14 protein-coding genes, 1 other RNA gene and 1 pseudogene are annotated in these 22,854 nt (G+C 40.0%); 11 read left to right on the top strand and 5 right to left on the bottom strand.

Annotation, left to right across the window (positions count from 1 at the left end; translation table 11 throughout):
- The 3 genes from I2F62_RS11945 to I2F62_RS11935 form a co-directional block, all read left to right on the top strand.
- Positions 1–586 (top strand): IS3 family transposase (locus I2F62_RS11945; protein ID WP_324627223.1); only part of this gene is annotated, 586 nt, incomplete at its 5' end.
- 76 nt (positions 587–662) lie between these two features.
- Positions 663–1,307, top strand: a complete 645-nt coding sequence (locus I2F62_RS11940; RefSeq protein ID WP_324627222.1) for a C-terminal helicase domain-containing protein — start codon at positions 663–665, stop codon at positions 1,305–1,307.
- Between the two features lie 35 nt (positions 1,308–1,342).
- Complete coding sequence (locus I2F62_RS11935; RefSeq protein WP_324627221.1) at positions 1,343–3,241, top strand: phospholipase D-like domain-containing protein; 1,899 nt, start codon at positions 1,343–1,345, stop codon at positions 3,239–3,241.
- A 142-nt stretch (positions 3,242–3,383) separates the two neighbouring features.
- Here the strand turns inward: I2F62_RS11935 and I2F62_RS11930 are convergent, their stop codons facing one another.
- Together I2F62_RS11930 and I2F62_RS11925 are read right to left on the bottom strand one after the other, a co-directional pair.
- Positions 3,384–4,667, bottom strand: coding sequence for a ribonucleotide-diphosphate reductase subunit beta (locus I2F62_RS11930; protein ID WP_324627220.1), 1,284 nt, complete (start codon positions 4,665–4,667; stop codon positions 3,384–3,386).
- Positions 4,668–4,995: 328 nt separating this feature from the next.
- A complete protein-coding gene (locus I2F62_RS11925) occupies positions 4,996–7,827 on the bottom strand; it encodes a ribonucleoside-diphosphate reductase subunit alpha (protein WP_324627219.1) in 2,832 nt (943 codons plus the stop codon).
- 577 nt (positions 7,828–8,404) lie between these two features.
- Here I2F62_RS11925 and bfmR point away from each other — a divergent pair.
- Both bfmR and bfmS read left to right on the top strand, forming a co-directional pair.
- Positions 8,405–9,121 carry a response regulator transcription factor BfmR gene (gene bfmR, locus I2F62_RS11920; RefSeq protein WP_324627218.1) on the top strand — a complete coding sequence of 239 codons (717 nt, stop codon included), beginning with the start codon at positions 8,405–8,407 and terminating at the stop codon, positions 9,119–9,121.
- Positions 9,122–9,167: 46 nt separating this feature from the next.
- Positions 9,168–10,817, top strand: a complete 1,650-nt coding sequence (bfmS, locus tag I2F62_RS11915; RefSeq protein WP_324627217.1) for a sensor histidine kinase BfmS — start codon at positions 9,168–9,170, stop codon at positions 10,815–10,817.
- 93 nt (positions 10,818–10,910) lie between these two features.
- Here bfmS and glpK read toward each other — a convergent pair whose 3' ends face one another.
- Positions 10,911–12,395 (bottom strand): glycerol kinase GlpK, encoded by a 1,485-nt coding sequence (gene glpK, locus I2F62_RS11910; protein ID WP_324627216.1) that lies wholly within the window; start codon positions 12,393–12,395, stop codon positions 10,911–10,913.
- 130 nt (positions 12,396–12,525) lie between these two features.
- Here glpK and ssrA point away from each other — a divergent pair.
- Positions 12,526–12,884: a transfer-messenger RNA gene (gene ssrA, locus I2F62_RS11905) on the top strand.
- 331 nt (positions 12,885–13,215) lie between these two features.
- On the opposite strand, the gene I2F62_RS11900 is transcribed toward ssrA, so the two are convergent.
- On the bottom strand, positions 13,216–13,560 hold the full coding sequence (locus I2F62_RS11900) for a hypothetical protein (protein ID WP_324627215.1): 345 nt from the start codon (positions 13,558–13,560) through the stop codon (positions 13,216–13,218).
- A 47-nt stretch (positions 13,561–13,607) separates the two neighbouring features.
- Between I2F62_RS11900 and I2F62_RS13230 the strand changes: the two are divergent.
- The 4 genes and pseudogenes from I2F62_RS13230 to I2F62_RS11880 all read left to right on the top strand — a co-directional run.
- Positions 13,608–13,847, top strand: a pseudogene (locus I2F62_RS13230) (restriction endonuclease subunit S); the annotation flags it as partial.
- Positions 13,848–14,005: 158 nt separating this feature from the next.
- Positions 14,006–17,266: a type I restriction endonuclease subunit R gene (locus I2F62_RS11890; protein ID WP_324627214.1), complete on the top strand. Its 3,261-nt coding sequence runs from the start codon at positions 14,006–14,008 to the stop codon at positions 17,264–17,266.
- 430 nt (positions 17,267–17,696) lie between these two features.
- Positions 17,697–18,860 carry an efflux RND transporter periplasmic adaptor subunit gene (locus I2F62_RS11885; RefSeq protein ID WP_324627213.1) on the top strand — a complete coding sequence of 388 codons (1,164 nt, stop codon included), beginning with the start codon at positions 17,697–17,699 and terminating at the stop codon, positions 18,858–18,860.
- A complete protein-coding gene (locus tag I2F62_RS11880) occupies positions 18,857–21,961 on the top strand; it encodes a multidrug efflux RND transporter permease subunit (protein ID WP_420713760.1) in 3,105 nt (1,034 codons plus the stop codon). The genes I2F62_RS11885 and I2F62_RS11880 overlap by 4 nt, the downstream gene beginning before the upstream one ends.
- 225 nt (positions 21,962–22,186) lie before the next feature.
- Here the strand turns inward: I2F62_RS11880 and I2F62_RS11875 are convergent, their stop codons facing one another.
- Positions 22,187–22,630 carry a helix-turn-helix domain-containing protein gene (locus I2F62_RS11875; protein ID WP_324627211.1) on the bottom strand — a complete coding sequence of 148 codons (444 nt, stop codon included), beginning with the start codon at positions 22,628–22,630 and terminating at the stop codon, positions 22,187–22,189.
- 89 nt (positions 22,631–22,719) lie between these two features.
- Between I2F62_RS11875 and I2F62_RS11870 the strand changes: the two genes are divergently transcribed.
- A partial coding sequence (locus tag I2F62_RS11870) for a transposase-like zinc-binding domain-containing protein (RefSeq protein WP_324626742.1) occupies positions 22,720–22,854 on the top strand: 135 nt, incomplete at its 3' end.

The raw sequence follows: 22,854 nt of genomic DNA, 5'->3' as shown, positions 1-22,854 counted from the left end.
AACTACACGTAGCCGTGATGATCAAAAACGTGCAGATGATTTAGTGAAACGTGATTTTACGGCACAACACCCGAATAACCTTTGGGTGGCTGACTTCACCTATATTCAGACCAATTCAGGCTGGGTCTATACGGCATTTATTATTGATGTATTTTCACGAGCAATCGTAGGCTGGAAAGTTTCAACACGTATGAATACGGATATGGTGCTCGATGCATTAGAGCAAGCATTACATGATCGAGGTATGCCAAAGAATGTGATTCATCACTCCGATCGAGGCGTGCAATATTTATCGATTCGCTATACCAATCGCCTAGAGGCAGCGAATGTAAAAGCTTCTGTCGGTACTACAGGTGATTCATACGATAATGCTTTGGCTGAAACAGTGAATGGTTTATACAAAATGGAGGTGATTGAATATTTGAAATCTGATTGGACGGGTCTATCCGATGTTGAACTGGCAACATTGAATTGGGTGGATTGGTTTAATAAAAAACGGCTACATAGTGCAATTGGATATGTATCACCATTTGAATATGAAGCGATGTACTATGCTAAGATAAATCCGTTAGGTCAGGTGGCCTAACTTAGATAAAATGTCTCCGATAAATCCGGTACGGTTCACAATTAATAGGCCATTCAAGTTTTCAATATGCTCTGATTTGCCAGATTTAAATAAAAATAAAGGTTTTATTTGGCTCGACATTTGTGATCCTAATAAATTGCTAGAAGCTAGGCCACTTGAAAATAATTTGGCTAATGAGGCAGAAGTTGATGTTATCAGAAGAATGTTAGAAGTAGTTCAAGTCACAGAAGTAGCTAAAAAAAATCCATCAATAGTTATTCTAACTCCTTATAAAAATCAAATTGTTAAAATTAATGAAATGATTAATGAGGAAAATTTAATTAATAAGTTGAAAAGCAAAGGATTCAATTGTGGGGTGGAGCTTTGTAAAACAGTTGATTCATTTCAAGGAGGGGAAGCGGATCTTGTAATTGTGAGTCTTGTCAGACATAACATCAATAAATCTGATAAGAGTTCATTAGGTTTTTTGCTTGATGAAAGACGTTTAAATGTAATGTTTAGTAGAGCAAAATATCAAATGTTTGTAATTGGAAGTATAGGAATGTTCGAATATTGGGCTTATCGAGCACCATTTGAGAAAAAATTGGATATTATTAATGACTATCAATTTATAGACACATTATGTAAATGGGTCAACGAAGAACCTAATATAAATAAAGAGTGTGTTAGTCCAATTAAGAAGATAGATATTACTTCTCATATAAGCCAATTTTTTAAATAAATTTTACCTTTATCAATTTTCGTAAGCTATATAATATGAAATCATCCAATTCTAAACGTTCTAAAAAAGCACAACCTTTTTATCTCATTGTTCCTTTTTCTTACGGGACTAATCTATTTACTTTTAAAAAGAAAAGTAATTGGAATATTATCGACCATTTATTGTTGAGAACTATTGCAGATAATGAATTTACTATTGATAAATTGTCAGCATATTCTGGTATTCGTAGACAAATTTTAGTTCAAATGCTTCTACCATTTTTAAAATTAAATTGGATTGAAATTATTCAAGAGCCTAAGAGTATTAGTGTAAGAATTACTGAGCGTGGTAAATTTATTGCAAAAGCTTCTGAATTGCCTTCGATAAAAAAAGAATTTTATACATATAGAGATTTTCTAGTTAATCTTACAAATGGTCAGTATTTAGGATTGTGTAACCACTCTTTTATTACTACCTATAATGAGGCTGAAATCAATACTTTAGTTAATAGTTGGGATAATAAAAGATATATTAATATTAAGAATATACCGCATCCATATATTCTTGATACACAAGAACTTAGCTGTGCTGTTACCCAACCGAATGAAGAGCTTATTTCTGTATCGCCACCATTGGATAGAAGTTTATCAGTTAATAGGTACTTAATATTTAATGCAAAAATCAATAAAAATAATGAAATAGATATACATTTTTATGAGAATTATCTCAATCCAACATCTAGTAATGATTATTGCTCTATTTTTGGTTACTCCTTTAAAGAATATTTGTCTACAGAAATTAAAAAGCGATTAATCGAAAGTCAGAGGAACAATGAGAGTATAAAAGAAACATATCAATATGTCGGGGATGATAGTTCAGAAAATTTAGCAAATCCTCCCAAAAGTTATAAGATATCTGAAAAGCATGTTTCACTTATTTTAGGAGGGAATGAGCATCTTCAAAAATTTCTTGATGCTATTCGTGAGTGTAAAAACTATTTAATAATTCATTCTACTTTTATTCGTCCATCTAGAATAAATCTCTATTTAAGTGAACTATTAGATGCCGTTAACAGAGGAGTTAAAGTTATTATTTTATGGGGTAAAGATGATTTCGATTCACCTGATATTAGAGAAAAAGAATTAAGAAACTTTGAAGAGATTACCTCACAATTTAAAAAGCTTTATTGTGATTACAATGGAAGGATTATTTTACATGAAATCCAGACAGGGTCTCATGCTAAATATTTGCTTTGGGATACTGAAAATAATCATTGTTCGTTAATAGGATCTTGTAATTGGTTTTTCTCAGAATTTAATCGTTATGAAGCTTCTGTATTTATTCAAGATAATGATTTTTCAAAAGAAATGATTCAAATATCAGCTAGTTTGACTACTGGTGCAAAATTAATTAATAACTATTTAGGTTCAGAATTATTGGATTTGGCTCAAAGTATTAAACCTAGCTCTAATCAAGACAATGAAAAAAATATTAATGTTTCACTTTTACTCAAAGGGCATCATTTGCGATATATACACGAAGCTAAGAAAGCAGAACATAGAGTTACCTTATTAAGTGATAAAATAAGCCCAAATCTACATAGAAGTATTTGGGATAGTTTATCAACTTGTAGGGTACGTGTTTCAGCATTTTACTCTACAGTCGATAAAGAAATTTTTGATCATAAGCAAGTGCAAAAGTTCTCTAACAGTATAGACAACGATAAAATTGCATTAAAACTTCATTCTCCACCTTCTGGAAATCATAGCCACGCCAAAGTGTTGGCTTGGGATAAAAATCATATTGTTATCACAAGCTTAAACTGGATGTCTTCTGATTCTTCAGGTAACTATAAGAACAACGATCTCTATCATGAATTAGGTATTTATTTAGAGGCTGATAAAATTGAACAAAAATTTTATTCAAATTTTTTTAATAATTTAAATCATGCATAAGTTTTAACTAATATAAGGGTTGTTAAGTTAAAGAAACCGCCATTAATGGTGGTTTCTTTATCAATGACAACTTATGTGTCGCTCAATGACATCTTATGCGTCGCAAATGACAACTTATGTGTCGTGTGACGCGGAACAGCAATTACCAGCTCAACGCACCGCCAGTCTGATAATCTGTTACACGCGTCTCGAAGAAATTCTTCTCTTTACGCAAGTCCATCATCTCAGACATCCATTGGAATGGATTGTTTACGCCAGGGTATTGCTCAGGCAAACCCAGCTGAGCTAGACGACGGTTACAGATGAATTTTAAATATTCTTCCATCATCGCGGCATTCATACCCAATACGCCACGTGGCATGGTGTCACGCGCATATTCAATTTCTAGCATGGTGCCTTCTAAAATCATTTGCGTTGCTTCTTGTTGGAACTCTGCTGTCCACAAATGCGGGTTTTCGATCTTGATTTGGTTAATCATATCAATTCCGAAGTTTACGTGCATCGACTCATCGCGCAAAATATACTGGAACTGTTCAGAAACGCCGTTCATTTTATTGCGGCGACCCATACTCAAAATTTGAGTAAAGCCACAATAGAAGAAAATCCCTTCAAGCACGCAATAGAACGCAATTAAATTACGAAGCAATTGCTGATCTTTTTCAGGTGTACCTGTTTCAAACTTTGGATCACTCAAAGACTGCGTATATTTTAATCCCCACGCGGCTTTACGGGCAACGCTTGGAATTTCATGATACATATTGAAGATTTCACCTTCATCCATCCCTAAAGATTCAATACAATATTGATAGGCATGGGTGTGAATCGCTTCTTCAAAGGCTTGACGCAAAATGTACTGACGGCATTCTGGATTGGTAATTAAACGATAAATCGCCAAGACCAAATTGTTAGCAACCAAAGAATCGGCAGTCGAGAAGAAGCCTAGATTGCGTTTGACAATCACACGCTCATCTTCAGTTAAGCCATTTTCAGATTTCCACAATGCAATGTCGTGGTTCATGTTAACTTCTTGCGGCATCCAGTGGTTGGCACAACCATCTAGGTACTTTTGCCAAGCCCATTCATATTTAAATGGCACCAATTGGTTTAAGTCTGCACGGCAGTTAATCATGGCTTTGTCGTCAACACGCACGCGTGCTGCACCTGTTTCAAGCTCTTCAACGCCAGCGCTAATATCTAAATGTTTTAAGGATTCAGATGCTCGAGCCAACGGATCGGTTGAATCTGTTGTTCCACCGGTAGTGGTTCCAACGGGTTGAGCAGTTGCCACATTCTGCGGTGATGGCTGCGGCTCAGATACCATTTGCGTATGAGGCGCTTCTTGCGGTTGGATGGGCGCAGACTTGGACTCTGGTGTAGTCGGTTTTTGCGAATCATCTTCTAAATCGTCCCAACTTAGGATAGACATAATGGTTCTCTCTTCGTTGTTGTATATCTTTTATCAGACATCTCACAGCGAAGATGCCATTACTATACGCTCATTTTGAGTAAGCAAAACTGAGTTTTGTCGATTGAAACAGATGTGCTGAATCAAAATATCAATCTAGACTACGGGTTTACTTACGCTTTTCTTTTTGCACTTTATAGATGAGATATACAATCGGTAAGCATAGAAAAATATAGGTAAAGACATATGCCAGTAATCCCAGTGCATAGCTGTTAGATAAACCTTCAAACATCTGTCTTTACCCCTAAACGAACTAGAGTCGCTAAACGAATTTAGCGACTCTTAACTTTTACTGACATGCTTCGCAGTCAGGATTATCAATTGAACATGCTTGTGGTACAGGTGCAGCTTGGCTAAAGCCGTCATCTTCTGCAACCACTTCAGCTTTTTTCTCAGCCACAACTGGTGTTGCTGCTGCAGCGGCAACCGTCGTTGGTTTAACTGCATTCAACGCGCCAGTGTTAATGGTTGATTTTTCAGCAGACGTTGCACCCAAAGCACGAAGGTAATAGGTGGTTTTTAAGCCACGTAACCAAGCCATTTTGTAGGTGATGTCAAGTTTTTTACCGTTGGCACCGGCAATATACAAGTTCAACGATTGTGCTTGGTCAATCCATTTTTGACGACGTGATGCCGCATCCACAATCCAGCGTGGTTCAATTTCAAACGCGGTTGCAAATAAGGCTTTTAAGTCATCTGGAATGCGGGCAATTTTTTGTACTGAACCTTCAAAATGTTTCAGGTCGTTGACCATCACGGTATCCCATAAACCACGCGCTTTTAAGGCACGAACGAGGTATGGGTTAATCACGGTGAATTCGCCAGACAAGTTCGATTTTACGTACAAGTTTTGGAAGGTCGGTTCAATAGACTGCGACACGCCACAAATGTTTGAAATAGTTGCCGTTGGTGCAATCGCCATGACATTTGAGTTACGCATACCGTCTTTTTGAACTTTGGCACGTAAAGTATTCCAATCCAAACGTTGCGTACGATCTACTTCAAACATGCGTTCAGGACGTGATTTTGCAACAATCTCTAATGAGTCGATTGGTAGAATACCTTGATCCCACAATGAACCTTTAAATGTTGAATACGCACCACGTTCAATCGCTAAATCACTTGAGGTTTGAATCGCGTAGTAGCTGATGACTTCCATCGACTCATCTGCAAATTCAACCGCTTCATCTGAACCATAAGCTAAACCTAACTCATAAATGGCATCTTGGAAGCCCATGATCCCCATACCAACAGGGCGGTGTTTTAGGTTTGAGTTTTTCGCTTGTGGTACAGCGTAGTAGTTAATGTCGATTACGTTATCGAGCATACGTACTGCAGTTTTTACAGTGCGCGCCAATTTTTCACGGTCAAGTTGACCATTATTGATGTGCTGTACAAGGTTGATCGAACCTAAGTTACATACTGCAATTTCATCTGCACTGGTGTTCAGGGTAATTTCAGTACACAAGTTCGATGAATGTACGACACCTACGTGTTGTTGTGGCGAACGTAAGTTACATACGTCTTTGAATGTAATCCACGGATGACCAGTTTCAAACAACATCGACAACATTTTACGCCACAAGTCTTTTGCACGAATGGTTTTGTGCAATAGGTTTTGTTCTTTGGCAATGTTTTCGTAATGGGTGTAGCGTTCAGCAAATGCAGAACCGGTTAAATCGTGCAAATCTGGTACGTCAGATGGGGTAAATAATGTCCACTCGGCATCTTCAAATACACGTTGCATGAACAAATCAGGAACCCAGTTCGCGGTGTTCATGTCGTGCGTACGACGACGGTCATCCCCTGTGTTTTTACGCAGTTCAAGGAATTCTTCTACGTCTAAGTGCCATGTTTCTAAATACGCACAAACCGCACCTTTACGTTTACCACCTTGGTTAACGGCAACAGCAGTATCGTTGGCAACTTTAAGGAAAGGCACAACGCCCTGAGATTTACCGTTGGTGCCTTTAATGTATGAGTTTAAAGCACGAACGGGTGTCCAGTCGTTACCTAAACCGCCTGCCCATTTAGACAACATTGCGTTATCGCGAATGGCGCCATAAATGTTGTAAAGATCATCACCAATGGTGGTTAAGTAACAGCTTGAAAGCTGTGGACGTAAAGTACCTGAGTTAAATAACGTTGGAGTCGATGCCATGTAGTCAAAGCTTGACAACAAGTTATAGAACTCGATTGCACGTTGTTCACGGTTTTCTTCGTTTAACGCCAGACCCATCGACACACGCATAAAGAATAATTGCGGTAATTCAAAACGAATACCATCTTTATGAATGAAATAACGATCGAATAAGGTTTGTAAACCTAAATAGGTAAACTGATTTGAACGTTCAGGCTGAATAGCCGCAGAAAGCTGTGCTAAATCAAAATTTAACAATTCTGGGTCTAAAAGCTCTAATTCAGCACCTTTGGTTAAATATGCAGTTAATGCATCATTTTCAAGGGTGTCTGTACTTAAGCCTAAAAACTCTAAGCCAGTGCTGACCAATTCATTACGTAACAAACGTGCAGTGACATAAGAGTAATTTGGTTCTTGTTCAATACGAGTACGTGTTGCCATCATCATGGTGGTGGCAATATCGCTGACTTTTACGCCGTTATATAAGTTCTTAACGGTTTCATCAACAATCGCTTGAACGTTAATGCCTTCAAGACCTTCTGCAGCTTTAGTAATGGTTGCAGTCAACTGGCTTAAATCTAGAGGCTGCAACTGACCTTGAGCATCCGTGATTTGAAGGGTTGGGTGGTGATTGGCATTGAGTTGTTGGCGAGCAGATGTGCGCTGTTCGCGGTAAATGACATAAGCACGAGCAACTTTTTGTTCCCCAGTGCGCATAAGTGCAAGTTCTACCTGATCTTGAATTTCTTCTATATGAATGGTGCCGCCAGAAGGAAGACGACGGCTAAAAGTATTAAACACCATTTCGGTAAGTTGAGAAATACGGTCGTGGATACGGCTAGAATCTGCGCTCTGCTGTCCTTCTACTGCCAAAAATGCTTTACCAATAGCAACAGAAATTTTTTCTGCATCAAAAGGTGCAACATCACCAGTGCGTTTAATCACTTGTAGTTGACCAGGGGTTGATGAGATTACGCTCATGTTCGCTTAGCTCCAATGTCATCATTGTTATGTTTATAGACCATATTAATCGGGAATAATCTTCTCGAAGGTTTCGGGATAAACACAAGACTTAGTGGTTTAGAATGAATTTAAACACAAGATACGGTAAAAAATTGAGAATATCAATATTGACTTTTTTATAAATTTTCCGACCTTGGTGTGCTACAAAAACGCGGATTTTTCTGCGCGTGGTGTAGGGTACTGATTTCGTGTGACATAGCATAACAAAGCCATCTCAAAATACGTATAGATAACTATGTGGATAAAAAAAACTTCGATCGAGATGGTTACAAAATGAGTGATTGTCAGATAAGCGGTCTTAACGATATAAAAAAGATCGCGCGGATTGAATGATTGAAACATTCCATAAAAACAACGGAAAAAATCAAACTTTTCAATAATTAACCAAATCATTACAAAAGCGGCATGCCGTGTATCAGTTTGGTGAACGCTCTCTTGTTTACAATGTAAACATGTGTATATTGCAAGAATAAATGTATAGATCTATTTAATGAATCACCTGCCTAAATAGGCACAGTATTCCAAGGGGCAACATATGAGCCAAGAAGAAAAGTTACCAAAAATTTTGATTGTCGAGGATGATGAGCGTTTGGCGCGTTTGACTCAAGAATATCTGATTCGTAATGGACTAGAAGTTGCAGTCGAGCCAGATGGTAATCGTGCCATTCGCCGTATTATTAGCGAACAGCCAGACTTAGTCGTGTTAGATGTCATGCTGCCGGGTGCAGATGGTTTAACCGTTTGTCGTGAAGTGCGTCCACAGTATCATCAACCGATTTTAATGCTAACTGCGCGTACCGAAGATATGGATCAGGTGCTTGGACTTGAAATGGGTGCTGACGATTACGTGGCTAAACCGGTTCAACCACGCGTGTTATTGGCGCGTATTCGTGCATTATTGCGCCGTACCGACAAAAATGTAGAAGATGAAGTGGCTCAGCGCATTGAGTTTGATGACTTGGTGATTGATAACGGTGGGCGTTCAGTCACATTACATGGCGAATTGGTCGATTTTACCAGCGCCGAATATGACTTATTGTGGTTACTTGCTTCGAATGCAGGACGCATTTTGTCGCGCGAAGATATTTTTGAGCGTTTACGCGGCATTGAATATGACGGTCAAGATCGTTCAATCGATGTGCGTATTTCACGTATTCGTCCAAAAATTGGCGATGACCCTGAAAATCCAAAACGTATTAAAACCGTACGAAGCAAAGGCTATTTGTTTGTTAAAGAAACCAACGGTCTTTAATGTTCAATAGTACGATCACCAAGTTATCCTAGAAGGACAATATCCCGTGTTTAAACACAGTATATTCTTGCGTATTTATGCGGGAGTGATCATTCTGGTCGCGCTCGTTGCGGTATTTTGCTATTTATTGGTGCAAATTATTAACTACCAACGTGCGCAAGAGTATCGAGAGTCTTTGACCAACGGGATTGCTTATGTGATTAGCCAAGGCATTGAGCGGCAGCACACAGCTCAGCAAAAACAGGATTGGATTTCAGATGCGTCCGATTTGCTTGAGTTGCCGCTACATTTGGTCGATCGCTCGAAAACCGAACTTTCACGTTCAGAACAAAAACGTATCGATAACCAACAAGCCGTGGTTCGTTACGATGCGCAAACCATGATTGCAACGTTATTAATTGGTTTGCCGCACGACTCAGAACATTATTTGTATATTAAGGTGAATAAAATTGGCGAACGCCAAATGAAAGCCTTACCCATTTTTATTTTAGATTATCTGATTTACTATCCTGGTCAAGAAAAACAACATCTTGAGGATATTCGTCAATATTTCTCTTATCCTATTGAAGTTGAAAATATTTTAAGCTTGGGCTTAGATTCTGAGCAAATTGGCCGATTAAGACAAGACCAAAGCATTTTATTGTACCGCGACAGCGCAACGGTGCGAGGAACAACCATTTCTATTGTTTCTCCAATGCCGAACAATCCATCTGAAGTGCTTCTCATTGGCCCAGTGCCGATGTTTAATTGGATGCCTTTTCAATTGGCGGCGGGCATTACCTTGTTAAGTTTGTTCTTGCTGAGTTTAGGCGTGTACGGTTTAATCTTGCGGTTACAGCGTAAAACCAAACAAGTCATTAGTGCGCTAGACAAAACCAAAACGGGCGATTTATCACTACGTTTGCCTGTAGATGGTTATGATGAAATGGCCAGCTTGTCATCCAGTTATAATGATATGGCCAGCCACATTCAACGCTTGATTGAAGCACAGCGGGAGTTGATGCGTGCGGTATCGCATGAATTACGTACCCCTGTGGCGCGCATTCGTTTTGGTATGGAAATGTTGGCAGACGAAGACGAGTACGAGTTTCGTAAAAGCCAGTTGGAAATGATTGATAAAGATATTGAAGCACTCAATACTTTAATTGATGAAATTATGACTTACGCCAAACTTGAGCAGGGCACACCATCGCTTGACTTTGAGCGTGTTGCAATTGCCGATGTATTAAAGCAAGTTGCAACAGAAACCGAAGCATTAAAAACACAAAAAATGATTGTTGTAAAAAGTTTAGATGATTCGGTGGTCGCAGATGCGGAACGCCGTTATTTACATCGTGTGGTGCAAAATTTAGTTGGCAATGCTGTTCGCTACTGTAACGAACGTGTACAAATGAGCGGCGGCATTTTAGACAATGGTCAAGCTTATATTTGTGTGGAGGATGATGGCGCAGGTATTCCAGAAGAAGACCGCCAACGTGTGTTTGAAGCCTTTGCGCGCCTTGATGATAGCCGCACGCGTGCATCTGGTGGTTACGGTTTAGGCTTGTCCATTGTGAGCCGAATTGCATTTTGGTTTGGCGGAAAAATTGAAGCAGACCAAAGCCCAAGCCTTGGTGGTGCACGATTTACCATGACTTGGCCTGCACAACGTTTTCAGCCAAGTAAATCTAAGCGTAAAGAATCCGCTGTGAATTAGAAAGGTCATTAAATATTTGGTCATTTTAGGGCAGACGATGCTTTGCTAAAATGACCAAATTTTGACATTGCGGCGTATTTGATTGACTTAAACTTAGACCTCAGATTTCGCACGCATTAAGGCGCGATGCCATTTTGCTAAATGCGATTGTCGCTGATCTTCCGACATGGTTGGTTCAAACGCCCGATCCAGTTGCCATGTTTTGGCAATTTCATCTAAATGAGCAAAAACCCCCATTTTTAACCCCGCCATTGCTGCTGCGCCCCATGCGGTCGACTCATGAATCTGTGGGCGTAAAACAGGCACATTTAAAATATCAGCTTGAAATTGCATGAGCATATCATTACAACTGGCACCGCCATCGACACGTAATTCAGTTAAAGGCTGCGCTACATCTGACTGCATCGCCGTTAAAACATCGGCCACCTGAAATGCAATAGCTTCTAATGCGGCGCGGGCAATATGTGCTTTATTGGTTCCGCGCGACATGCCACAAAGCAGGGCGCGGGCATCGCTATCCCAATGCGGTGCGCCTAAACCTGTAAATGCAGGAACTAAAACCACACCTTCAGTATCGGTAACTTGATTGGCAAGTTTTTCAATCTCTTGGCTGTGTTTAATTAGTCCTAAGCCATCACGCAACCATTGTACAATTGCACCTGCCATAAATACGCTGCCTTCAAGTGCATAACAACGTTGCTGCTGTGTTTGCCAAGCCAGTGTAGTCAGCAGTTGGTTTTGACTGTATTGAATGTCTGTTCCTGTGTTAAACAGCATAAAACAGCCTGTGCCGTAGGTGTTTTTCGCTGTGCCGACATCGAAACAGGCTTGACCAAATAATGCAGCGTGTTGGTCACCTAAAATGCCAGCAATAGGAATGGTGCTGCCCAATAAACCCGAGGCGGTATCTGCAATGTATTCATCTGAACGGATAATTTTTGGTAAAACATTGTGAGGAATATTGAATAAATCGAGTAATTCGTTATCCCACTGTTGGCTGTGAAGGTTCATTAGCATGGTGCGCGAAGCATTACTGGCTTCAATCACATGCTCGCCGCCTTGGGTTAAATTCCAAACCAACCAACTGTCGATGGTACCAAACGCGACATGGCCTTGTTCGGCAAGTGTTCGTAAGCCTTGAATATTTTCAAGTAACCAGACTAATTTTCCAGCACTAAAGTAAGGGTCAATTCGCAGCCCTGTTTTTTGGTGAATTTGCTGTGCATAACCATTTTGAATGAACGTATTACACCAACTGGCAGCGCGCCGATCTTGCCAAACCAGTGCTGGCGCTAATGGCTGACCTGTGCGTTTATCCCAAACTACGGTGGTTTCTCGTTGATTGGTTAGTCCTAATGCCAAGATATCTTTGGCAAGCAGTCGAGCAGAAGCAAAAGCTTGTTGTACAACAGCAATTTGAGTGGCCCAAATTTCATTGGCGTCTTGCTCGACCCAACCCGATTGTGGGGTTTTTATCTGAGTTTCACGTTGTGCAGTGGCATAAATTTTGCCATTTTCATCAAAAATAATGGCACGGCTAGAGGTCGTTCCCTGATCTAGCGCAAGTAAATAACGCATAATTTTTTAGATGTAGTGAAGGTTAGGCATAAAATACTAACGTAAATAGGTATGGAAATATATTTATAGAAGAAGAGTGTTCTAAAAACACACAGTTTTTTTCAATAGTTGTGTTATGATAATTGAATCTGGGGATGTTATTGGCTTCGACGCTGGTAATGAAACTTATAGATGCATGTCGAGAGCGCATTTTCTCTCGTAAATCAAATTTGCATTTTTTAGTCGCAAACGACGAAACTTACGCTCTAGCTGCCTAAGGGCAGCTTGTCCGCCTCTCTGAATACTTGTGGTTAGAGAGTCCGACCGAAGCGCACGCACACAAGTCCGTATAAAGTCAAGCCTTGGGGCTTTATACCAAACTTAAAGGATCGCGTCTTGTACCCTGTTCGTCGGGTCACAAGGGGTTAAACTAGTAGACGATATCTAAGCATGTAGTATTCTCGAGTGTAGTGCTGGCGGACGCGGGTTCAACTCCCGCCATCTCCACCAAAATTGATTCAGAGATGTTCGACTGAATGTAGAAAAGCCCTTAAATTCAATGTTTAAGGGCTTTTTTATTGGCTGTATTGTTCGACTGTGTCCGATGTTGTTTAACCCAATCTTTGCCTTTTTGGGGTAATTATTGGGAAAATTGATCTATTAATTTTTGCTTTTATTAAAGCGTAAATTAAGATTAACTAGAGCTAATTTAGGGTAAATTGTGTAAGTTTTCGGCTCATTTTGCACTCTTTTGTTTTTTATTTTGCACCGAATATTTACGAGTTATTCTGCACTAAACTTAATTCTAACGCTTAAAGAGTAGTGCAGAATAAATTATAAATTAAATCTCAATCTGCATTGCATGTTCCCACATACCATTTATTTGATTGTCATCTAGTTCAAGTAAGTTACACATATACGCCACTGCTTCGCTACTACGACTAAACTCTGTTGCATCGTCATATTCAATTTGAATACGTCTGCGCATTTTTACATCTTCAATTTGTTTGATTTTCTGCTCGATTGTGTCGAGTAAGTCGTAGTCGAGCAAAGTTAAGCGAAATTGCCTGCGCGTTAAGTTTTTGAGTGTTGCAAGATATGCAGCGCGTTTTTCTTCAGCAGTGCGCTGGTCTTGCCAAGATTTTGTAGATTCGTTCCATATTTCATATTGTGATTGCTTTTGCACGGATAGTGTTAAATCACTAAAAACGTGGCAACCATTGTTTAAGTGCTATAACTACAAGAGAAATGGCAGTTTCTCAACATTTGATTGCTTGGGTGCCGAATAGAGAAAAATTATCTCCTGAGTTTTTGTTGCTAATTTTCTATGCTATGGAAAAGGAGTTTGATCGATATACTTTTGGATCAACGATAAAAACTATTGGTATGGATGATGTGAGTAGTCTAATGGCATCATTTCCACCACTTGCTGAGCAATTAGAAATAGTAAAAAAATCCTTTCGTCAGTTTGAGCTAATTGATATAAGTATAGATAAATCAAATAACTTACTTAATATTTTAAAAGAACGCCGTACAGCCCTTATTTCCTCAGCCGTCACAGGCAAAATTGACGTTCGCAACTGGCAACATCCCAATAAAAACAATAATCCAAAACATACGGAGTTCACCGCATGAGAGCCGATGTAACTTTAGAAACCAATTTTCAACACGACATCATTGCACAAATGCAAAGCCACGGCTGGCAAGTTGGCTCAGCAAAAGGCTATAACCGTGAAAAAGCACTATATGAACAAGACGTTTTAGACTTTGTACAAAACACTCAAGCCAAAGAATGGCAGAAATTTAAAAGCATATTTCCAAACGACACCGAGCATCATTTTTTAGACACCGTATTGGCACAGCTTAAAAAAGCCAATCACAATGCCACCGATATTGAATCTCGTCGTTATGGCACGCTAGGCGTGTTACGACATGGACTAAAAACAAGGGGAACACGGTTTTCATTTTGCCAGTTTAAACCTGAACATGGGCTAAACCCTGAACTAAATGCAAACTATCAAAAGAATATTTGTCGTGTTGTGCCCGAATTGGTCTATAGCCCATACGCCACTAAAGCCGAATTAGACGCAACAGGCAAACAAGCCAAAAAATGGCGTATCGATTTAGTCCTGTTTGTAAATGGCTTTCCTGTCGCTACGCTAGAACTAAAATCGGAATCGAAACAGTCCGTACACAATGCTGTGACACAGTATAAAAAAACACGCCTGCCCAAAGACCCAGAAACCAATAAACCCGAACCGTTATTAAGCTTTAAACGTGGTGCATTGGTGCATTTTGCCGTTAGCCAATACGAAGTATATATGGCAACCCATTTAAATGGCGACCAGACTTACTTTTTGCCATTTAATAAAGGCACCAAAGAACAAGGCGCAGGTAATGATGTTCCTGAAAATATTTATGAATATGCAACGGGGTATTTATGGAATGAGGTTTTAACCCCTGAAAGTTTATTGAATATTATTGGTAACTTTATTCATTTACAGATTGAGGAAAAAGAAGACTGGGAAGGGCGTAAATACAAAAAAGAAAGCCTGATTTTTCCACGTTATCACCAATGGAAAGTGGTGACTAAATTGGTTGCAGACTCATTAACAGAAGGCACAGGGCAAAAATATCTGATTCAACATAGTGCAGGTTCAGGCAAATCCAACTCAATTGCATGGACAGCACATCAGCTTTCAAGTCTGTACGATGCCAATAATCATAAAATGTTCGATTCAGTGATTGTGGTCACTGACCGAACGGTTTTAGATGCCCAGCTACAAGATACCATTTATCAGTTTGAACATGCCGATGGTGTGGTTGGGCGAATTAACAATAAAGAGGGTGATGGCTCTAAATCTGAAAAATTAGCCAAAGCCTTAGAAATGGCACAGCCGATTATTATTGTGACCATTCAAACCTTTCCTTATGTGTTACGTGCCATTGAAAACAGTAGCAGTTTAAAAGAACGTAAATATGCCGTGATTGCCGATGAAGCACATTCGTCACAAAGTGGCTCAACTGCACGACAGCTCAAAGAAACCCTGATGCTTGAGCAACGTGATGAAGATGATCAGATTAGTTCCGAAGACGTTGTGGATGCGGTCATGGCTTCACGCAAAGGCAGTCAAAATTTAAGTTTTTATGCCTTTACTGCAACGCCAAAGGATAAAACCTTACAGTTATTTGGTCGCTTGCCAAATCCAGAATTGCCACCATCTAAAACCAATAAACCCGAAGCCTACCATGTCTATTCTATGCGCCAAGCAATTGAGGAAGGCTTTATTTTGGATGTGCTAAAAAATTACACCAACTATAAAGTGATTTATAAGCTCAAACAAAAAATTGAAGAAAAAGATGATCAGGTCGATGCCAAAAAAGCCAAGATTAAGCTGAATCAATGGGTACGCTTGCATGACCATAATATCTCGCAAAAAGTTCGCGTGATTATTGAGCATTTTAAAAAGAATGTGATGGGGCTTTTGGGCGGTCAAGCCAAAGCCATGGTGGTGACCAGTTCACGTAAAGAAGCAGTACGCTATAAACAAGCCTTTGATAAATATGTGGCAGAACAGAACTATGCCAATATTCAAGCCATGGTGGCTTTTTCGGGTGAAGTTGAATTTAGCGATCACGATGCCGACAGTACGCATTTGATAGGACAAAAATTCACAGAAAGTAATATGAACCCGAACTTGAAAGGGCGTGAAATGCGTAAAGCATTCGATAGCGATGACTTTCAGGTGATGATTGTTGCCAATAAATTCCAAACAGGATTTGATCAGCCTAAACTTTGTGCAATGTATGTCGATAAAAAACTGGGTGGAGTTGAATGCGTGCAAACATTGTCACGTTTAAACCGTACTTATGCAGGTAAGGCTGAAACGGGCACGTTTGTATTGGACTTCTTCAACGAACCGCAAGATATTTTGGATGCGTTCCAGCCCTACTACCAGACCGCAGAACTGGCAGATGTTTCTAATCCTGACATTGTCTATGACTTGGCCGACAAGCTCAAAGCCGCACGTATTTTTCTGATGAGTGAAGTCGAACAATTTGTTGAAGCGTTTTATAGTAAAAATAAATCCAATGCTGCGCTTGCCAATATCTGCAAGCCTGCGATGCAACGCTGGCAACAACGATACACTCAAGCCATTAATGATTATGATGTGACTAAAAACCGTTTGGAAATCACCAAACGAACAGGCGAACCTGTACTGATTGCCAATGCTGAAAATGAATTTGCAGAAGCGAAAAAAGCACGTGATGCACTAGAAATCTTTAAAAAAGACTTAGGGAGTTTTACACGGTTTTATGAGTTTATGTCGCAAATTGTGGATTATAATGACAAAGAACTCGAAAAATTGAGTCTATTTGCTCGTAACTTACGCCCACTGTTACGCGAGCAAGCAGCAGATGAAGATGTCATTGATTTAAGTAATGTGGCAATGAGTCACTATCGTCTTTCAAAAATTCGTCAGCAAGATATTCAACTCACCGCCAATAGTACTGAACATCAACTTGAGCCAGCCAATGATTTGGGGTCAGCAAAAGCCAAGAATAAACAAGAAGATTTTTTATCGGTCATTTTACAGCGGGTGAATGATGTCTTTATTACCGATCAGTTAACCGATCAGGACATGATTAATTATGTTTACACGGTAGCAGACAAAATGTCTGAAAATATTAAAATGATGAAGCAAATTCAACAGAATACCCGTGAACAAGCAATGCTCGGTGAGTTTGACAGTGCTTTGGATGATGCCGTACTAGATAGTCACACAGCGCATAACGAACAAATGACACAGCTGATGAGTGATCCATCCAAAATGAAGCAATTTGCCAATATTATTTATGATGTGTTGGTGAGTCAGCAAAAAAATAGATGATTACGGGTAACGCTATAGATTATTAGCATGCTAGAAGCAGTTATTTTGAGTTTTTCCTTATCAAAAATATATGAGGGTCTGTTGACACTTAACATCCAATTTCAATGAATTGCTCGGTGTTAATCAAACAGATAAGAATAAGTTTAAAAGAACATAAACAATGCTTGCTTGTGAATAGATTTTTATGTAGGTTTTTGAACTTAAAATCACATCAATACACTTAATTTGGTGGACTGATGCTTATCATTCCAGCCAATGAAGTTATGGACTTCGCTTGCGCTTTTAATCAATGGATGCTGATAAAAGGCATGCATTAAATATATCTAAAACTGTTCTTGTTGATTTGAACATATTGGACATGGATAAAGCGCTAAAGTCGATGGAACTCCCGTGATAACGCATATTAACTTAGAACTCGTTTGTGAAAATTATGAAAAAAACCTATAAATTTGGGGGAATGGTGATAGCCATGTCTGTACTGCTGGTGGGCTGTAGCAAACCAACAGACACAGAACCCCCTTCAGCTAAATCTTCAATCACCGTCAGTACCATCACCACGCAAGCACAACCGATTAAATTCATCGAAAATTTACCTGCACGTGTGAGCGCGTATCGTGTGGCAGAAATTCGACCCCAAGTTGGGGGAATTGTAAATCAGGTCATGTTTGAACAAGGTTCCTTTGTTAAAGCAGGGCAACCCTTGTTTCAATTAAATTCTGAAACCATCCAAGCCGATGTCCGCAGTAATCTGGCAAGCTTACAACGTGCTCAGGCAGAAGTGTCTCGGCTGAACACGCTGTTAAAACGCTATGCCGAATTGGTCGCGGTGAATGCAATTAGTCAGCAAGAATATAACAATACCGAAGCGGATTATCGTAAAGCCCAAGCCGATGTCAATCAAATGCAAGCAACGCTTGCCCGACAACGGCTGAACTTAAAATATGCCACCGTTTCTGCGCCAATTTCTGGGGTAATTGGTCAAATTTTGGTGACAGAAGGCGCGCTGGTTAGCCAAGGCGATAGTAAAGCCATGGCGGTGGTCCAACAAATTGATAAAGTTTATGTCGATGTCAAACAATCAATCGGTGATTACGAAAAGCTCAAAGATGCCTTGCAAGATGGTCAGCTCTCTGGTGCAACTCAGCCAGTCGAAATTTTAAATAGTCAGGGTAAGCCGTATCGTGCCACAGGGAAAATTCTCTTTTCAGATACCAATGTCGATCCAGACACTGGCGATGTCACCATTCGTATTTTAGCCAATAATCAAAATAACGAGTTATTACCGGGCATGTATGTGCGCATTAATCTGCGTCGCGCCCAAATGGAGCATGCCATTTTAGTTCCAGAACAAGCGATACAGCACGATGTTAATGGGAAAACCGAAGTGATGGTGGTGAATCAAAAAGGGCAAGCGCAGAGCAAATCGGTGCAGGTGGGGCAACGCTATGAAAATAGCTATGTGATTACTCAAGGCTTAAGCGCAGGTGAAAAAGTCATTGTTGAAGGCATTGACCGCATTCAGCCCGATCAGGTTTTGAAAACCAAAACGTGGTCCGCATCTGCCAGTGATCATCGCCAAAAGGAACAAAAATAATGCCTCAATTTTTTATTCGGCGTCCAGTTTTTGCATGGGTGATTGCGTTATTTATTATTTTATTTGGTCTGCTCAGCATTCCTAAATTGCCGATTGCACGGTTTCCAAGTGTGGCGCCACCGCAAGTGACCATTACTGCAACCTATCCTGGTGCAACGCCCAAAGAAATGAACGACAGTGTGGTGACACTGATTGAACGAGAAATGTCGGGTCTGAAACATTTACGCTATTACAGCTCAAGTTCAGACAGTTCCGGAACCGCCACAATCACCACCACTTTTGAACCCGGTACCGATGTCGAGCTGGCTCAGGTCGATGTCCAAAACAAAATCAAAGCCATTGAATCGAGATTACCTCAATCGGTTCGACAACAAGGGCTGATGGTCGAAGCATCATCTTCAAGTTTTCTGATGATTGTGGGGCTGAATTCGCCCAATAACAAATATTCAGAAATTGATTTAAGTGATTACATGTCGCGCTCGGTGATTGAAGAGCTTAAACGTGTAGATGGCGTGGGCAAAGTTCAAAATTTTGGTGCCGAAAAAGCCATGCGGATTTGGGTCGATCCCGATCGCTTAGTCGCCTATGGGTTAAGCATTAAGGATGTGAATACCGCCATTCAAAACCAAAACTTAGCCATTTCACCGGGTCGAACGGGCGATGTGCCACTGGAAAAAGGCCAGCAAATTACCGTTCCATTAACCGCGCAGGGACAGCTTGAAACGGTCGATCAATTTAAAAAGATTAGTTTGCGCGCGAATAGTAAGGGTGCCAACGTACGCCTTGAAGATGTCGCCAAGGTTGAAATTGGTGCGCAGTCGTATAGTTTTGCCATTTTAGAAAATGGTAATCCATCGACAGCGGTGGCCATTCAAATGACGCCGGGGGCCAACGCGGTAAAAACAGCCGATGGGGTAAAAGCAAAAATTGAAGAACTGAATTTATCTTTACCCGAAGGCATGAAATTGAGCATTCCGTATGATACGGCGCCGTTTGTTAAAGTGTCGATTGAAAAAGTCATGGAAACGCTAATTGAAGCCATGATTTTAGTGTTTATTGTCATGTTCATGTTTTTGCACAATGTCCGCTATACCTTAATTCCGGCAATTGTCGCGCCTATTGCATTATTGGGCACACTGTCAGTCATGCTTTTGGCGGGCTTTTCTATTAATGTTTTAACCATGTTTGGCATGGTGTTGGCGATTGGAATTATTGTCGATGATGCCATTGTGGTGATTGAAAATGTTGAACGGATTATGGCAACCGAAGCGTTGTCGCCGGCAGATGCAACCGCCAAAGCCATGAAAGAAATCACCAATCCAATTATTGGCATTACTTTGGTTTTGGCTGCCGTATTTTTACCGATGGCATTTGCCGCAGGGTCGATTGGTATTATTTATCGCCAATTTACCATCACCATGTCGGTTTCGATTTTATTTTCAGCCTTGCTGGCCTTAAGTTTAACGCCCGCCTTGTGTGCAACGCTGTTAAAACCTGTCGCGCAACATCACGATAAAAAAGCACTCTTTAAATGGTTTGATCGTCATTTTGAACAACTAAATCATCGTTATGCACGTGCGTTGTTGAAGGTGATTCAATACAAACGTAGCGCATTGTGTGGTTTTGTGGCGATTGTTGTGGCGCTCATTTTTTGCTTTAAGCAGGTGCCAACGGCATTTATGCCTGAAGAAGATCAAGGTTGGTTTATGACCTCGATTCAACTGCCTGCCGATGCAACACAGGAACGCACACGTAAAGTGGTAGCAGAATTTCAAAAATTTTTAGACCATGAAGCGGGCATTTTAGACAATATGGCGGTTTTGGGCTTTGGTTTTAGTGGTTCAGGGCAAAATACCGCCATGTATTTTACCAATTTACAGCCGTTTAATGCGCGTAACGTGAGTGCTCAAAGGGTGGTGGAGGATGCCAATGCCGCCATGCAAGACAGTGCAGACGCGCAAGTGATGTCCGTTTTGCCACCCGCCATTGAGGAGCTAGGAAATTCTTCAGGTTTTTCATTGCGCCTGCAAGATCGTGGCAATTTGGGCATGGCTGCCTTGAAAAAAGCAGAAGAACAATTACTTGCACTGGCCGCACAAAGTAAAAAATTAACCGAGGTTTATCCTGATGGATTGCCCGATGGAAATTCGGTGCAACTGAACATTGACCGCGATAAGTTACAAGTCTTGGGCGTGAATTTTAACGATGTCACCGATATTATTTCGACCTCTATGGGGTCAATGTATATCAATGATTTTCCTAATCACGATCGGATGCAGCAGGTGATTGTGCAATTGGATGCCAAAGCACGAATGCATGTGGAGGATATTTTAAACCTTAAAGTCAATGGGCGTAACGGTAAATTGGTTTCCATGTCTGAAATTATTACACCCGTTTGGCAAAAAGTGCCGCAACAATATAATCGTTATAATGGTCGTCCATCGCTGAGTATAACCGGCAGTCCCGCATCTGGCGTTTCTTCAGGTCAGGCCATGCAAGAAATGGAACAACTGATTCAACAGTTACCGAAAGGCATTGGCTATGAATGGACGGGCATTTCTTTACAAGAAAAACAGTCGGAATCACAAACGCTATTTTTGTTGTTTTTGTCGATGTTGGTGGTGTTTTTGGTATTGGCGGCACTGTATGAAAGTTGGTCGATTCCTATTTCTGTCATGCTTGTCGTACCTTTGGGCTTAATTGGTGCCTTTGTTGCGGTGATGATTCGTGGAATGCCCAATGATATTTTCTTTAAAGTCGGTATGATTACCATTATTGGATTATCGGCTAAAAATGCCATTTTAATTGTCGAATTTGCAAAAACACTCAGGGCGCAAGGTATGAGCTTGGTTGAGGCAACTGTGATGGCCGCCAAATTCCGTTTACGTCCCATTTTAATGACGTCTTTGGCATTTACTTGCGGCATTATTCCTTTAGTGATTGCAACCGGAGCAAGTTCTGAAACTCAAAAAGCAATTGGAACGGGTGTTTTTGGAGGCATGTTAAGTGCAACCTTGCTTGCAATTATTTTTGTGCCAATCTTTTTTATTGGGGTAATGAGCATTGTTGAACGATGTTCTAAATGGAAAAAAGCATCGTAAAATCTATTTAGGGATGAGTTGAACCACGTGTTCGCTCATCTTTTTTATAATTTGATAATAGATAAAAGGTTAAATTAGAACACAACGAATATGTTTCGAGATTGCATCTAAAGTATATTCGTCAAAAATGGCCTAAGTATTTGATAGATAAATCTTATAGTGTTGCGTTTAAAGGCAAATCAGATGCTGGCAATCCCCAGTTTTGTTTAAAAATTTAAAGGCGTTTTAACTGTAATGATGCAGATATTTAACAAAGCTAGACGGTGACATATTAATAAATTTTTTAAATTCTTTATGAAAATGGGCTTGATCGTTGTAGCCTAAATCATAAGTGAGGTCAGAGAGTTTACTGCAGCTTTGGTCGGTTAAGGCGTGGATTGCCGATTGAAAGCGCATGATGCATGAAAAAGCTTTAATATTAATGCCAACATCTTGTTTAAATACACGTTGAATATGACGCGAACAATAACCCGTTTTTTGTTCTAAATATTTAATATTAACTTCCATATTACTTTGTAAAATAGTTTGTATCACAAAGTTGGTCATGCTTGAGTAAGGTCGTTTCAGTTGATTAGAAAACGCATTTAAAAATACTTCAATTTGTTTTTCTATATGTGCATGCTTGGTGATGTTGGGAATGAAATCATCTGAGCATTTAACCACATCCATAAAATTAATTGCATTATTAAAAATATCGGTGGTGTTTCAAAAAGTATGCTGAAATAAAAAAACAGGTAAGAATTTGATACTATAGAGAAATGCTAATCACTCTACACATCAAATGTCCTACCTGCCTGAGCGACAGTATAAAGAAAAATGGCATAAAAGTGGATGGTAAACAAAATTACCAATGCAAAATATGTAAACGTCAGTTTATCGGTGATCATGCACTC

The sequence above is a fragment of the Acinetobacter sp. MD2(2019) genome (genome assembly GCF_035615615.1).
Lineage (GTDB): Bacteria > Pseudomonadota > Gammaproteobacteria > Pseudomonadales > Moraxellaceae > Acinetobacter.
This window is presented reverse-complemented; position numbering and strand designations above follow the sequence as displayed.

What these genes read in the sequence shown, in the direction of transcription:
- bfmR (WP_324627218.1), top strand. Translation starts at nt 8,405, where the DNA reads ATGAGCCAAGAAGAAAAGTTACCAAAAATTTTGATTGTCGAGGATGAT.
- I2F62_RS11890 (WP_324627214.1), top strand. Translation starts at nt 14,006, where the DNA reads ATGAGAGCCGATGTAACTTTAGAAACCAATTTTCAACACGACATCATT.
- I2F62_RS11925 (WP_324627219.1), bottom strand. Translation starts at nt 7,827, where the DNA reads ATGAGCGTAATCTCATCAACCCCTGGTCAACTACAAGTGATTAAACGC.
- I2F62_RS11875 (WP_324627211.1), bottom strand. Translation starts at nt 22,630, where the DNA reads ATGGATGTGGTTAAATGCTCAGATGATTTCATTCCCAACATCACCAAG.
- I2F62_RS11935 (WP_324627221.1), top strand. Translation starts at nt 1,343, where the DNA reads ATGAAATCATCCAATTCTAAACGTTCTAAAAAAGCACAACCTTTTTAT.
- I2F62_RS11885 (WP_324627213.1), top strand. Translation starts at nt 17,697, where the DNA reads ATGAAAAAAACCTATAAATTTGGGGGAATGGTGATAGCCATGTCTGTA.
- I2F62_RS11930 (WP_324627220.1), bottom strand. Translation starts at nt 4,667, where the DNA reads ATGTCTATCCTAAGTTGGGACGATTTAGAAGATGATTCGCAAAAACCG.
- glpK (WP_324627216.1), bottom strand. Translation starts at nt 12,395, where the DNA reads ATGCGTTATTTACTTGCGCTAGATCAGGGAACGACCTCTAGCCGTGCC.